This window comes from Niallia sp. FSL R7-0271, from assembly GCF_038005785.1.
In the GTDB taxonomy this organism is placed as follows: Bacteria; Bacillota; Bacilli; order Bacillales; family Cytobacillaceae; genus Niallia.
In genome coordinates this window covers 1,941,610-1,955,650 of the sequence record NZ_JBBOTZ010000001.1, presented here as the reverse complement: position 1 = coordinate 1,955,650, position 14,041 = coordinate 1,941,610, and the positions used below count along the sequence as shown (strand labels likewise).

Annotated in this window: 16 protein-coding genes and 1 riboswitch; of the genes, 2 read left to right on the top strand and 14 right to left on the bottom strand. The window is 38.3% G+C overall.

The annotated features are described in order from the left end of the window. Window positions 1–68: 68 nt before the first annotated feature. From MKX82_RS10025 to MKX82_RS09990, 8 genes are all read right to left on the bottom strand, one after another. On the bottom strand, window positions 69–596 hold the full coding sequence (locus MKX82_RS10025) for an endolytic transglycosylase MltG (protein ID WP_233313850.1): 528 nt from the start codon (window positions 594–596) through the stop codon (window positions 69–71). Beyond that, a complete protein-coding gene (locus MKX82_RS10020; RefSeq protein ID WP_233313851.1) occupies window positions 586–966 on the bottom strand; it encodes a hypothetical protein in 381 nt (126 codons plus the stop codon). Before MKX82_RS10020 ends, MKX82_RS10025 begins: the two co-directional genes overlap by 11 nt. A gap of 194 nt (window positions 967–1,160) precedes the next feature. Further along, a complete protein-coding gene (queE, locus tag MKX82_RS10015; RefSeq protein WP_341076840.1) occupies window positions 1,161–1,883 on the bottom strand; it encodes a 7-carboxy-7-deazaguanine synthase QueE in 723 nt (240 codons plus the stop codon). Next, window positions 1,880–2,362 (bottom strand): 6-carboxytetrahydropterin synthase QueD, encoded by a 483-nt coding sequence (queD, locus tag MKX82_RS10010; protein WP_341076838.1) that lies wholly within the window; start codon window positions 2,360–2,362, stop codon window positions 1,880–1,882. Before queD ends, queE begins: the two co-directional genes overlap by 4 nt. Then, a complete protein-coding gene (gene queC, locus MKX82_RS10005) occupies window positions 2,362–3,030 on the bottom strand; it encodes a 7-cyano-7-deazaguanine synthase QueC (protein WP_233313854.1) in 669 nt (222 codons plus the stop codon). Before queC ends, queD begins: the two co-directional genes overlap by 1 nt. A gap of 237 nt (window positions 3,031–3,267) precedes the next feature. Then, window positions 3,268–3,651, bottom strand: coding sequence for a ribosomal maturation YjgA family protein (locus MKX82_RS10000; RefSeq protein ID WP_251646079.1), 384 nt, complete (start codon window positions 3,649–3,651; stop codon window positions 3,268–3,270). Window positions 3,652–3,733: 82 nt separating this feature from the next. Continuing rightward, window positions 3,734–3,895, bottom strand: a complete 162-nt coding sequence (locus MKX82_RS09995) for a Fur-regulated basic protein FbpA (protein ID WP_233313856.1) — start codon at window positions 3,893–3,895, stop codon at window positions 3,734–3,736. A 124-nt stretch (window positions 3,896–4,019) separates the two neighbouring features. Next, a riboswitch (SAM riboswitch) is annotated at window positions 4,020–4,137 on the bottom strand. A 34-nt stretch (window positions 4,138–4,171) separates the two neighbouring features. Beyond that, window positions 4,172–5,245: an EAL domain-containing protein gene (locus tag MKX82_RS09990; RefSeq protein ID WP_341076832.1), complete on the bottom strand. Its 1,074-nt coding sequence runs from the start codon at window positions 5,243–5,245 to the stop codon at window positions 4,172–4,174. A 215-nt stretch (window positions 5,246–5,460) separates the two neighbouring features. Between MKX82_RS09990 and MKX82_RS09985 the strand changes: the two genes are divergently transcribed. Continuing rightward, window positions 5,461–6,957: an FAD-dependent oxidoreductase gene (locus MKX82_RS09985; RefSeq protein WP_341076830.1), complete on the top strand. Its 1,497-nt coding sequence runs from the start codon at window positions 5,461–5,463 to the stop codon at window positions 6,955–6,957. A 43-nt stretch (window positions 6,958–7,000) separates the two neighbouring features. Here the strand turns inward: MKX82_RS09985 and MKX82_RS09980 are convergent, their stop codons facing one another. From MKX82_RS09980 to MKX82_RS09955, 6 genes are all read right to left on the bottom strand, one after another. Beyond that, on the bottom strand, window positions 7,001–7,714 hold the full coding sequence (locus tag MKX82_RS09980; protein ID WP_341076828.1) for an MBL fold metallo-hydrolase: 714 nt from the start codon (window positions 7,712–7,714) through the stop codon (window positions 7,001–7,003). A 159-nt stretch (window positions 7,715–7,873) separates the two neighbouring features. After that, window positions 7,874–9,751 carry a molecular chaperone HtpG gene (htpG, locus tag MKX82_RS09975; protein ID WP_233313860.1) on the bottom strand — a complete coding sequence of 626 codons (1,878 nt, stop codon included), beginning with the start codon at window positions 9,749–9,751 and terminating at the stop codon, window positions 7,874–7,876. Window positions 9,752–9,911: 160 nt separating this feature from the next. Beyond that, on the bottom strand, window positions 9,912–11,474 hold the full coding sequence (locus MKX82_RS09970) for a catalase (RefSeq protein ID WP_233313861.1): 1,563 nt from the start codon (window positions 11,472–11,474) through the stop codon (window positions 9,912–9,914). A 95-nt stretch (window positions 11,475–11,569) separates the two neighbouring features. Further along, complete coding sequence (locus tag MKX82_RS09965) at window positions 11,570–11,983, bottom strand: GNAT family N-acetyltransferase (RefSeq protein WP_233313862.1); 414 nt, start codon at window positions 11,981–11,983, stop codon at window positions 11,570–11,572. 228 nt (window positions 11,984–12,211) lie between these two features. Then, window positions 12,212–12,973, bottom strand: a complete 762-nt coding sequence (locus MKX82_RS09960) for a DUF1129 family protein (RefSeq protein ID WP_341076822.1) — start codon at window positions 12,971–12,973, stop codon at window positions 12,212–12,214. A 16-nt stretch (window positions 12,974–12,989) separates the two neighbouring features. Then, window positions 12,990–13,310 carry a PadR family transcriptional regulator gene (locus MKX82_RS09955; RefSeq protein WP_237941418.1) on the bottom strand — a complete coding sequence of 107 codons (321 nt, stop codon included), beginning with the start codon at window positions 13,308–13,310 and terminating at the stop codon, window positions 12,990–12,992. A gap of 194 nt (window positions 13,311–13,504) precedes the next feature. Between MKX82_RS09955 and MKX82_RS09950 the strand changes: the two genes are divergently transcribed. Continuing rightward, on the top strand, window positions 13,505–14,011 hold the full coding sequence (locus MKX82_RS09950; protein ID WP_233313865.1) for a hypothetical protein: 507 nt from the start codon (window positions 13,505–13,507) through the stop codon (window positions 14,009–14,011). Window positions 14,012–14,041: the final 30 nt, after the last annotated feature.

Below are 14,041 nucleotides of genomic sequence, written 5' to 3'. Positions count from 1 at the left end.
GGTTTGGCTTCCCACCTATGGCAATAAAAAAATCACTTATGCTGTATGCATAAGTGATTTTTTTGCTTTTATTGTTTTTGGAAAATAGTAGATATAATTTTATTTGTAGACATGGAGCTGTCGATTTTATATGAGCCAGGCTTCAAGTATTTTTCGACACCTTTTTTCTCTACTTCTTTAGAAAATTCGAAGCCGCTCATTTTAATGATATCAGCATCTTTCAAGGCGTTTCCAACATCAATACTTGTCATCCCGTTTGATACATATATGCTAGTGCGATAGACAACATCACCATTGCTCTCTGTATCTTCACTTGCTGATTTTTTAGCAGCATCGACTTTTTCCTGCCATTGCGTTTCTGTCTTTTCAGCTTCTTCTTTTGTTTGTACAACATAGCCGGAGGAAGCGAGTAGTTCTTCCATCTCTTCAACAGTCGGTGTTTTAACCGCTTCTGTATTTGTATCCTCTGTCACAGCAGTTGTTGCAGGTTCTGCTGCTTTTGGTGTATCTTCCTTAGTCACATAATAGGCAACACTGCTAATGGCTGCCGCTAAAAGTAAACCTGCTGCAAAACTGCTTATGGTACTAGGCTTCATTTACAACAGATCTCCTTTCTTCTTTCTCCATAATATAAGGAGCAAGCATTTTTTCCACTTGTTCAACTGACAGCTTTTTTTGGCCGGCAATTGTTTCAATGGAATATTTGCGACGGTGCAAGTCTAAAACTTCTCTTAATTTAACGCGATCAGCTAATGCTAATCGAACGCCAGATTCTTTTTCAATGATCTCTATATCGAGCTCTAGATTGCGAACTTGTGTCTGCAGCTGTGTCAGCTCTTCCGTAACAGAAAGGTGAATCATATCGATTTCCCTTTGTTCTGCTTTTGCTGTTTTACGGCTTCTGATTGTGGAAGCAAATAACAGCACCACTGCAGCAATAAATAAAATGGCTAAAGTCCATTCCATTACTTATCAGATCCTCCCTCTTGTTAGAATCTACTATTCTAATAATTTATTATACATTGTTTCCCGCTTTTTTTCGATTATATTCTACAAATTCCTCCGATAGTAAGATAATATTGTGTCCAAAAAAGGAAATTTGTCCATATTAATAGTTATATTGAACCTTATATTTATCAGTAAAACTAGGTATTTATAGTCTAAACGCCTCTTTTATTTCCCCAAACCAATGCATGAAGCTGCGGAAGAACGCGAACGTCATTCATTTCACTCGTGTTCATAGTGAGGTCAATCAGCCATTCATATTTCGTTAACAGCTTTTGCAGCAATTCTTCATTATTGCCATTTGTAATGTCATCATTGCCTACTTGCAAATAAAAAGGCACATTTGGGTAGCGTTGATGAACATGAATAGCATATTCATAGTCTGCTTCATCAAAAACAACCACCTTCAAACTGAACAAGCTGTTTGCATCTGACAATTTCGTGGTGATGTCATCTAAAATGGCGAAATTTGTTTTCATTCCAGAGCTTGGCGGCTTAGGCGAAATGGTCAGATCATCAATTTGCTCAAACCAGTCTTGCCATTTGCTTCCCTGTGTTTCTAAAGCCAACTGGATATTTTTTTGCTTTGCCAGCTCAATGAAATGGCGAAGGTTTGTCAGCAGGGCTGGATTCCCCCCTGAAATAGTGACATGGTCGAAGCGATCTCCGCCTAATTCAGATAATCGTTCCCAAATTTCCTCTGCTGTCATTTGGATAATATCATCTTTTCCTGTGCCATCCCATGTGAAAGCAGAATCGCACCACGAACAGCGATAATCGCACCCGGCAGTGCGGATAAACATTGTTTTCCTGCCCACAACCATCCCTTCTCCTTGGATTGTCGGCCCGAAAATCTCTAGCACCGGTATTTTGCTCATCCCATCCATTCCCTTCTTGCTTCTGCAAAACTCGTAGGTGTCTCATATAGCTTGATATACTCTACTCTCAGCTTTTGGCTGTCATTATTGTATTTTTTTAATTCTTCATTTAATTTTTCATACATCCACACAACCATGTTTTCTGCAGTTGTATTCATATGCGGCAGTGTTTCATTTAGATAGCGGTGGTCGAGATATACTTCTATTTTTTCCTTCCAAATGTTTTTCAGATCACCAAAGTCAATGACAAGTCCGATATCATTTGTTAAACCGCTCACTGCTAGAATAACTTTATATGTGTGCCCATGTAGATTTTTGCATTTTCCTTCATAACAGTGAAGATGGTGTGCAGCATCGAAAGTAAATTCCTTGGAGATTAGCACTCTTTTCTGATGATAATTCAACTCTTCTTTTTTTATGTCCTGGCCGATTTTCTGCAGGTTCTCCACAATTCGAAAGCCGAAGAAATTAGTGTCCATTATACATGTGCCTCTTTCTTTCCTTCAAGATATTTATCTAGTCCTGCTTTTCTAAGCAAGCATGAAGGACATTCTCCACAGCCGTCGCCGATTACTCCTTCATAGCATGTCAACGTCTTTTCTCTCACATAGTCCAGTCTGCCTAAATCGTCTGCAAGCTTCCAAGTTTCCGCCTTATCCAGCCACATTAAAGGTGTATGAATGACAAAGGATGTGTCCATGGAAAGATTAAGTGTTACATTAAGGGATTTAATGAAGGAATCCCGGCAATCAGGATATCCGCTGAAATCTGTTTCACAAACGCCTGTAATGATATGCTTTGCACCAATTTGGCTTGCTAAAATAGCCGCAAAAGACAAGAAGACAAGATTTCTGCCTGGAACAAATGTAGAAGGAAGCTCCCCATTTTCGCCTTCTTTCACTTCAATATCACTTCGAGTCAATGCGTTCGGTGCCAGCTGATTTAATAATTCCATATCTAGAATATGATGTTTCACACCAACCTCTGCAGCAATATCAATTGCACATTGAATTTCTGCTTTGTGTCTTTGATTATAATTAAAGGTAACAGCTTCTACCTCTTTGAATGTTTCTAAAGCCCAAAACAGGCATGTAGTGCTGTCCTGGCCTCCGCTGAATACAACAACTGCTTTTTCATCTCTTAACATAATTAAAAATACTCCCTTTCTACCATTACAACTAATGCCCAATTACCAAAAAAAAACAGCACTCCAAGATAGAAGTGCTGCTTCTTCTTAGTTTTTTTTAAGAGGGGGGCTACAACCTCTCCGATCTAATATTAAGCGGCATAATGCCTTTGACTGTTAAAAAACTCAATCACTATTATATCGTAAAATAATGAAAACACAAATCAGAAAATAACTGCCAAATTTTTAAAAGATCAACTAGGCAGCTTGCTTATGCAAAAGATTCCGATCCACCAAATATGCCAGTGCTACTCCGACTGTGTAACGAAGTAAATCAATCCACAGAAAACCCTTCCCAAGGATAAGTCCACCAAGCAATGTATTACGGATTTCAACCAGCCAATCTCCTTGATATAATTGACTAAATTCAATCAGCCAGCAAAATAACAGTGCGAGCAGGATGGAAAATAGATAATGATTTTTCTTAACAAAGAGCCTTAAACCAAAATAAATCATACTAGCCCAGATTACATCACCAAGATGGGATTGGATCACTTGCGGATAAAAGGCTGTATATCTGGAAGATAATCCGATCAATATGCATATTAGGATTGCTGTTATATATTTTGCCATCCTGTTCATTTTTGGGCACCAGCCTTTTTATTAATCCTGTTCCATTCTACTATTTTATAGGCACAAGTTGAAACAGATATGCCTGGCATATTTAACACTGATTGTCACAAGCTGCTTTCTCATACACTTCTTCTAGCTCTGAGACCGATAATTCAAAAAGGTGCAGTGATTCCTTCTTATATATACCGAGTGCAATCAGCTTTTCAATCAGCAAGTCTTTTTCGTCACTATATTGAGCGTTGTCAAACCCCATTATTTCTGCCTCCTGTTACTATTCGATTTTCGTCTTTTATAGGAAGGAAATAAAAAAGTCCTCTTCTTGACAGAAGAGGACTGTATCATTCATACACTTAGTTCGTGCAACCATGCATTTCTTCCTCTTATCTGTAAGACCGAATAATCGCGTCCTTGGAATTGGCACAGTATTCATCTCGTAAGATGAACCCGCTGCCGAGGTTTCATAGGGCCAGTTCCCTCCACCTCTCTGGATAAGTTTTGAAATATAATATTTGGATTTTATTTAATCATATTATGAAGTTAATGTCAATATATTCTCATGTTCCTTTAACGTTTCTATCAGCTCTGTGTCACTCATCGGTTTTTGTGCAGGTTTTGAAAATAAATAACCTTGAAACAGATCATAACCCATTTCCTGTAGAAAGTGAAAGTCTTCCATATGCTCAACACCTTCAGCGAGCGCGAGCGCACCGATTCTTTTGCTGCGAATTAGCACCTCTTGTGCTAACTGTTGCTTCTGTGAATCTTTGCTCACACCATTTACATATTCAATCGCAAGCTTCACAACGTCAGGTTCCATTTTTTCCAATTTGTCTATCTGGTTATAGCCTGTTCCCACATCGTCAAGTGCATACTTAAAACCATGTTTTCGATAATAAGCAAGAATAGACTTTAAATGATCGAGATTTTGCACGTCATCTGTTTCAACTACTTCAAATACTACTTGTGATGGCTTCACACCAAGTTCCTTAATTAAAGCAAATGTACTTGCAAGACAGTGCTCCGGTACATAAATAGCTGTCGGGATAAAGTTAATAAAAACAAGCTTATTTTTTACAACGCCTGCATTGCGGACAGATTGGAGACGGCAGGCTCGATCTAATGAAAATACGCGGTTGCGCAAGCTCGCTGCCTCAAACAGTTTATTAGGAGGGATTATTGCCCCGTATTCATCAAGTCCTCTTGATAACAGCTCATGTCCATAAATTATCGGTTTGCTGTCTTCTATCCGGACAATTGGCTGATAATGTGTGATAATCCTGTTTTCTTCTATAACCTGATCTATCCAAGCAGCCTCCCTTTCTTCTGTGAATAGATGAATTGGTTTTTTTCTGCTCTTATTTTTATCCGGATTCCATATATCAGCTTCTGCAGCTGTTATTCCGTATTCGCCGAGGTGTACAGCTGCGTAATCGACAAAAGAAAAAAAGATTGGTTCTAGTAGCCAGACTGTGCAAGTATTCACGATTTTGAATGCATCAGGCGAGCTGCCCTTTAAATATTTAAGGAGCACGTTCATTGAGTGAGCATCTGGAAAGAAGACACTATAGCCTTTAGTACTCGGTTTACAAACATCACAAACCACGATTCATTTCCTCCTGTTCATCTCTTTGTCTAGTCGTTTATCGTTCTAATTTCATCAACTTTAAATAATAAATCTAAAATAGTGCTATTTTACTATAACTTGGAGCAGTATAGCTTTCAAGGAATACGACTTATTTCCTGGTAGGATATTAATGTTTTTTATTTCCTGTTTTGGGAAACATAGAAGGAAAAGACATAGTAAGGAGATGGATGGTTATGGACAAGCATGAATCATTATGGAGGGATACAGTTAAACTTCCTTCCTTTCCTAAGCTCACTAACGATCATGAAACAGAGATTTGTATTGTCGGCGGAGGTATTACTGGTTTAACTGCCGCCTATTTACTTGGAAAAAAAGGACGTCGTGTCACACTGCTGGAAGCTGATAGCTTGATGAGTGGAACAACAGGATACACGACAGCAAAAATTACGGCGCAGCATGGACTTATTTATGATGAATTAAAGCAAAACATGGGATTAAAAAAAGCGAAGCTCTATTATGAAGCAAATCATAACGCCATGGAATTTATAAAAACAGCAGCTGAACAATTAAATATCGACTGTGGACTAGAGAAACATGATGCTATCCTTTATGCAGTATCTGATGAATATGAAAATAAGGTAATGAAAGAGCATGCTGCCTACAAAGAAATTGGCATAGATTGTGAACTGCGTGAGTCCATACCTTTTCCAATTGAAGTGAAGGCCGCATTAGTAATGAAAAATCAGTATCAATTCCACCCACTTCTGTTTTTCAAAGAATTACTAGATAAAATGGATAATGTAACAATATTTGAACAGACAACAGCAACAGATGTGGAGGAACAACAGGAGAAAAAAGCAGTAGTTACTAGGGACGGCTACAAGGTACATGCAGATAAGGTAATCAGCGCCTCTCACTTTCCTTTTTATGATGCAAATGGCTTTTATTTTGCCCGTATGTATCCAAAAAGATCTTATGTCGTTGCTGTGGAGGAAGCAGATAAATATCCTGGCGGTATGTACTACAGTGCTGATACTCCTTCAAGATCGCTCCGTCCGGTGTCACATGACGGCAAAAGATTAATTTTAATTAGCGGAGACAGCCATAAAACGGGACAGGATGAAGATACTACTAAGCATTATGAAGCACTTAAAGCGTTTGGACGAGAGGTTCTTAACAGTGAAAAGGTATATTATGAATGGTCGGCACAAGACTTGATTACACTTGATAAGATCCCATATGTAGGACTTATTAAAAAGGGGCATGACTCGATTTATGTAGCCACAGGCTATCGGAAATGGGGCATTACAAACGGGATAGCAGCAGCTTTGTTGCTTGTTGATATGGTTGAAGGTAAACAAAATCCATACGAGGAGTTGTATGCTCCTTCCCGTTTTTATTCTGACCCATCTTTGCGAAAATTCATCAGCATAAATTTAGATGTTGCAAAGCATCTTATTGGCGGAAAGCTGAAACCTGCCAGCGATGAGGAGGAATTGTCTCCAGATGAAGCATCCATTCTCCGCATAAACGGAAAAAAAATCGGCTGTTATAAAGACACTGATGGCAATGTTCATATGGTTGATACAACCTGCACCCATCTTGGCTGTGAGGTCGCTTGGAATAATGGGGAAAAATCATGGGATTGCCCGTGTCACGGCTCGAGATTCTCTTATGATGGCGAAGTGCTGGAAGGCCCTGCCGATAAACCGCTGCAAAAATATCAATAACAAAAAAACAGGACAGGAAAACATGTTTTCCTGTCCTGTTTTTTTACTTACCTATAATTTCTGTTAATTGTTGCAATATTTTTCCTGATACGATACCGCCATGATAGCAGATGACTGTTTCAATATCATAGTTTAAAAGTTTTGCAACAGATGCTAGTGCTTCATCCATATTCAATGTATGCTGAGGTGCTGGTCCTAGTAAGTTGCCGTCCGAACAAGTCAGTGCATCACCAGCAATCAATGTTTTTGTTTGTTTAACATAAAGGCTCACATGGCCAGGTGTATGACCAGGTGTAGCAATGACTTCAATGCCAGGAAATCCCTCTACCTCAGCACCGTCTTCAAGAGTATTTGTCACTTTCGCTGATGGCGGGTTTTCATAAAACGGCTTCAAAGCATCTGGAATAGCCGCCCATTTTTCTGCTGTCATATTTTCACCGTTCATCTTAATAAGGGGGAGTTCTCCTTCTATATAAGGTTTTTCCACTTCATGAGCAAATACAGACAAATTAGGGTTTACTGTTGTCAATTCAGGCAGACTGCCGATATGGTCTAGGTCTTGATGTGTTAGGATAATTGCTGACAGCCTTTCAAAAGGAACATCTAGTTTTGACATTTCATTTTTAAATACAGGAAGCAAGCCTGGCATCCCAGTATCGACTAATATCGCCGTCTTTTCATTCCAAATCAGTGTAGGAAAAATAGTAAAGCCGCCAAGATTAATCTCTAATGCTCTTATATTCCAATTTACAGTCACTTGTTTTCTCCCCTTTACCGTTATTTTACTATTTCATTATGGTATATTCAGGGGATTCAGTCAAATATAAAATATTTAATAATATCACAAAAATAATATTTTGTCAATATTTAATGCAGTTAAAAACAGCCTGCAAGACAGGCTGCTTATAACTTTATATTAATCCATGATTTTGCAAATATTATTAGTGAAGTCAACTGGGTCTTCAATTGGAAGTCCTTCAATCAGCAATGCTTGATTATACAGCAGATTCGTATAAAGGCTAAGCTTCTCTTTATCTGCTTCTAACGCTGTTTTTAATGATTGAAAGACAGTGTGGTTCTTGTTAATTTCAAGCACCTTTTCTGCCTGGACGCCTTGGCTGTCAGGCATCAAGTTAAGAACCTTTTCCATTTCAATCGTCAATTCGCCGCTTGTTGATAAACAGACTGGATGAGACTTAAGGCGTGTAGATATTTTAACATCCTTGACCTTGCCGCTAAGAGCTTCCTTCATAAAGTCTAACAATGGTTTGTTTTCTTCCTCAGCATCTGCTGTGTCTTTATTATCCTCATCAATCCCAAGATCACTTGCAGAAACGGATTTAAATTCTTTGTCATTAAAAACACGCAGCATCTTGATGGAAAATTCATCAATATCATCTGTGAAGTAAAGTATTTCATAGCCTTTTTCCGCTACTGCTTCTGTTTGTGGAAGCTTGCTTATTCTGTCGATAGAATCTCCCGTTGCATAGTAAATGTATTTTTGCTCCTCTGGCATTCTCGATAGATATTCATCTAAGGATACGAGCTTCTTCTCTGTGGAAGAATAGAACAGCAGTAAATCCTGCAGCATTTCTTTGTTGGCACCAAAGTCACTGTACACGCCATATTTAAGCTGTCTTCCGAATGATTCGAAAAATGCTTCGTATTGTTCTCTCTCATCCTTTAGCAGCGCTTTTAATTGACTTTTAATTTTTTTAGTAATATTTTTTTCGATTTTTTTCAGCTGTCTGTCATGCTGCAGCATTTCTCGTGATATATTCAAGGATAAATCCTCAGAATCTACGAGTCCTTTCACAAAGCTGAAATAATCAGGGAGCAGATCGGCACACTTCTCCATGATTAAGACGCCATTGGAATATAGTTCAAGTCCTTTTTCGTACTCTTTAGAGTAATAGTCAAACGGAGTCTTTTCTGGAATATACAAAATAGCATTATAGCGAATCGATCCATCTACACTTACATGCAGATGTGACAAAGGCTTGTCAAAACCATAACGTTTGTCCTCATAGAAACGCTGGTAATCCTCGTCTGTAAGCTCACTTTTGTTTTTTCTCCAAATTGGCACCATGCTGTTGATAGTTTGCTCTTCGACAAACTCATCGAACTCATCCTCTGTTCCTTCTTTTGGAGCAGATGTAGTCACATCCATTTTTATTGGATAGCGGATAAAGTCTGAATATTTTTTGATGATTTGCTTTAAACGGTAATCTTCTAAAAATTCGTCGTATTGGTCATCTTCACTGTTTTCCTTCAATGATAAGACAATTTCCGTTCCAACCTGTTCTTTTGCCGTTTCCTCGATTGTGTAGCCATCCGCACCCTTTGATTGCCACTTGTAGGCAGTGTCACTGTCAAGGGATTTTGATGTAACTGTGACAACATCTGCTACCATAAACGCCGCATAAAAACCTACTCCAAATTGGCCGATAATATCATGGCCGTCTTTCAGCTCATTTGCATTTTTAAAGGCCAGAGAACCGCTTTTAGCAATTGTTCCTAAGTTATTCTCCAATTCTTCCTTCGTCATCCCGATGCCTGTATCCGTAATCGTCAATGTCCGATTTTGCTTATCTGCTTTTATCTTTATATAATAATCTTCTTTATGGAAGGTAATGGCTTCATCTGACAATGCTCTGTAATAGATTTTATCAATTGCATCACTGGCATTGGAAATCAGCTCTCTTAAGAAAACCTCTCTTTGTGAGTAGATAGAGTTAATCATCATTTCGAGCAGCCTTTTCGATTCGGCTTTGAATTCTTTTGTTTCGACCATTAAATAATAGCTCCTTTCAAAAGTAAGAATAATATGTAGTCCAGTTTAGCACTTTAAGCTTCAGAGTGCTAACGATTATTTAATACCATATATTTGGATTTATGTCAACAAAACAACACATTGAAAAAGCCTGCTGTCATAAACACAGCAGGCAATGATATTAATAAGGATCAGAAGGATGTGACACATCTTCTGCTGTTTGCACAGCATCTTCCATTTGATCAACTCTAGTTTCTGTTATTTTCTGGATTGCTTCTGCAATCCGTTTTCCGTAATCTTCATCACACTTTGTACACATGTCGATCATTTTCTCTTGAATTTCTGTACGGCAAGCTGCAAGTGCGGAGGATAAGTTGCTTATAAGCTCATCTCTTTCAAAATCCGTAAATCTTCGGTAAGTTTCGCCAGCTTGTCCAAAGTTATTTTCACGAGAGATTTTTTCCCTTTTTACATTGCCTTCCACATATGGTTCATGCTCTTTGCCTGGATTTTCTGCTTCTTTTAAGCCGCCGATTACAGAAGGCTCATAATTAATATGCGGATTTTGGTGTTTGCCGAATTCTGTTCGGAAGTCCATTTGTCCGCCTTCTTGATTAGTAGCAACATGTTTTTTCGGTCTGTTGATAGGTAATTGCAGATAATTTGTTCCCACTCTGTGTCGCTGTGTATCGGAGTAAGAGAAAGTTCTGCCTTGCAGGAGCTTATCATCGGAAAAGTCCATTCCGTCGACGATTACGCCTGTTCCAAAAGCCGATTGTTCCACTTCTGTGAAGTAGTTCTCTGGATTTTTGTTCAAGACCATTTTGCCGACTGGAAGCCAAGGGTAGTCCTCTTTATACCAAAGCTTTGTAGGATCAAGCGGATCAAAATCCAATTCTGGGTGCTCTCCATCCTCCATGATTTGCACATAAAGCTCCCATTCAGGATAATCGCCTTTTTCAATTGCTTCATATAAATCCTGTGTTGCATGGCTGTAATTTTTCGCTTGAACTTCATCTGCTTCTTTTTGCGTTAAGTTTCTGATACCTTGTTTAGGCTCCCAATGATATTTTACAAGCACAGCTTTGCCTTCTGCATTCACCCATTTATAAGCATGCACTCCAGAGCCTTGCATTTGCCGGTAATTGGCAGGAATGCCCCATGGTGAAAATACAAAGGTAATCATATGCATCGATTCTGGTGTCAATGCAAGGAAGTCAAACATTCTTTCAGGATCAGACAATCCTGAAACAGGATCTGGTCGGAAGGAATGAACCATATCTGGGAATTTAAGCGGATCGCGGATAAAGAAAATCTTTAAATTATTCCCGACTAAATCCCAGTTGCCATCTTCTGTATAAAACTTAATGGCAAACCCACGTGGATCTCTCAATGTCTCTGGAGAATGGACTCCATGAACTACAGTGGAAAAACGGATAAACAGCGGTGTCTGCTTGCCTTTTTCTTGGAAAATTTTTGCACGTGTGTATTTAGAAATAGGTTCATCACCAACAGTGCCGTATGACTCAAAATAACCATGTGCACCAGCACCTCTTGCATGAACAACCCTTTCAGGGATTTTTTCGCGGTCAAAATGCGTAATCTTTTCTAAAAAATCATAGTTCTCCAATGTGGTTGGCCCTCGGTTGCCAACGGTTCTTACATTTTGGTTGTCTGTTACAGGATGACCTTGGCGATTTGTTAACAAGTCTTCGCCAGTCGGTTCATTCATCTTCTCTTCCATCCATTTCAACTCCTTAATATGTATAACCCTATCGTTACCAATTTAAGGATTGATATGCATAATTTAGTTTAACTTTACAATATTTTCATATGATTTTAAATTAACATCGTCATTCCAGGCGCATCTGTATCTCGTTCTTGAAAGCCTAATTTTTTATAAAAAGAATGCTTGCCTTTTGCCGAAAAAAGCTGAACAGTTTGAATCCCGCTGTCCTTACATTTTTGTAAAAGCTCTTCTATGACTTTTTTGCCCAAACCTTGTCCTTGCATATCAGGACTTACCATCACATCACATATAAGTGCCTGATATACTCCGTCTGAAATCATTCTGCCGAAAGCTGTTAATGTATTATTATGATAAATCGCTGTATAAAACCAGCTGCCTTTCGCTGCTTCAAATAATTGTTCTCGTGTATAATTTCCTTTTTTATTTTGAAGCAGTCCGCTGTCTTCATGGAGCTGTGCAAACTGTTCAAATGTCGGAAGTTCATTGGATATATGGAATTCCATCGTTATTCTCCTTAGTACGTTTCTTTATATAATATTTATACAATATTATTAATAAATATTCAATTATTGTTTTTAAAAAAAACACCTTTTTTAAAGGTGTTTACAGTTTAATTTTTTCTCGGGATAAGAAAGGAATATTATTACTATCCGCTTTAATGGCGAAAGCAGTGTCAAGTCGCTTCACTGCTAGTTCGTCTTACCTATCCATTCTTATTTTACAGTTTAAATTTATGCTGTCTTTGCTTTTTCTTTTCTGCTTTTTAGAAAGACAATCAGAAAATACGTTACAGCAAGCAAAACAAATATAATGGATGAATATAATGCTTTTTCCTCCACTGAAAAGGGAAAAAACTCGACAGCAAATGTTGGAACATAGACGACTAATGGGATGAATGGTGCCCATGATTTAGACCACCATGCAAACGATGCCAGGAAAACGAAAGCAACTGCAGCTATTCCCAGCTTTCCAAGCAAACTGTCGATGATAAGGACAGGTGTACCTTTATTACCGAAATACAATATGAAGAAAAAGGCTGCGGTAGACAGTACATTGAGTACGAATATACCAATGGCCATTCTTTTTGACAATGCTTTCGAACGGGATGCAAAGGTTTTAAAGGTTAAAACATATAACAGAAGCATAAAAGCAACGACAATTGGCTGACCGATAATGACTGTTAACGTATAACTTAACTCACCTAATAAGGCATCACCAATAACCTGGTAGGAGATGATGCTTAAAAAAAGCAACGGAATATACTTAAGCCACTCCCCATAATCTGTTTTCATCTCCTGTGCAAGGCTTTCCATATAGCTTTTCGGGGAAGCACCTGTGATTTCAGATATGTCCTTGCCATCCTTTTCTGCTTCTAATAAATGATCTGTCAGTTCCTCTACTATTTCATTTATTTCCTTGTCCTTTTTACCGCTTGTCATAAGGTATAAATGAAGGTTATCAATGAATTCCTGACTTTTTGCCGACAGTTCCACTTTTTTATGTCCTCCTTTATGTTTTTTTTAATAGTTCGTTGACACTGTTGGAAAGCAGCAGCCACCTTTCTTCAAATTGCTGTAATTGGTGGTGTCCTTCCTCTGTCAATGTATAATACTTTCGTTTAGGACCTGATGGGGATGCTTTTGTTTCAACATGGACGAGCTTTTCTTTTTTCATACGCAACAGTACTGGATAAATACTGCCTTCGCTTATCATAGTAAAGCCATACGCTTCGAGCTTTTCAATCATTTCATATCCGTATACTTCTCCTTTTGAAATGACTGCCAATAAGCACCCTTCCAGCACTCCTTTAAGCATTTGACTTGAAGACATTTGTTTCTTTCCCTTCACGTAACCTTAATCGCTATTTTGCATTGCAATATAGCTTATATTTAGAGGATATCATACACTATTTTGCTTTACAAGATAGTTCTGGTAATTATTTTCCTGAATTAGAATAAATGGGCTTTTCTGCTATACATAGTGGACTTCCACTCTTTCATAAATTGAGGTAAGGAGGTTATTAAGTGAAAAAAGTTATTTTTTGCACCATTTTACCCATTATCTTCGTTTTATCTGCATGCTTTAATGATCCAATTCAAGATGATCTAATGAATTATGTGAACAGTGAAATGACAACAGCATTTGAGCTTGAAGCAACAGCTGTTAGTGCATATGACCAAGTATCTGGCATTAACTATACGGATGACGTGACAATGTATGATGCGTTAGTGATTACTGTCATCCCCACTTATAATGAATTCATTAAAGAATTGAATTCCGTTCCGATTGATACAGAGGAGTTACGAGCTGTTCATGAAAAATATATAGAAGGAGCAGATCTTCAGTATAATGCGTTCGTGAAAATTGTAAGGGCCCTTGAAACCCAAGACCCATTATTAATAGAAGAAGCGAATGGCATGCTGGAGGAAGCTCGGTCTTTACTTCGTGAATATCAAAATGAAATTGATAAACTTGCAGAGGAACATAATGTCGAGTGGGAGGAAAAGGATAATCCTTCTTCTTCTTTATAAAAAAAAGGCGAAGCAGCTTAATAGCTGCTT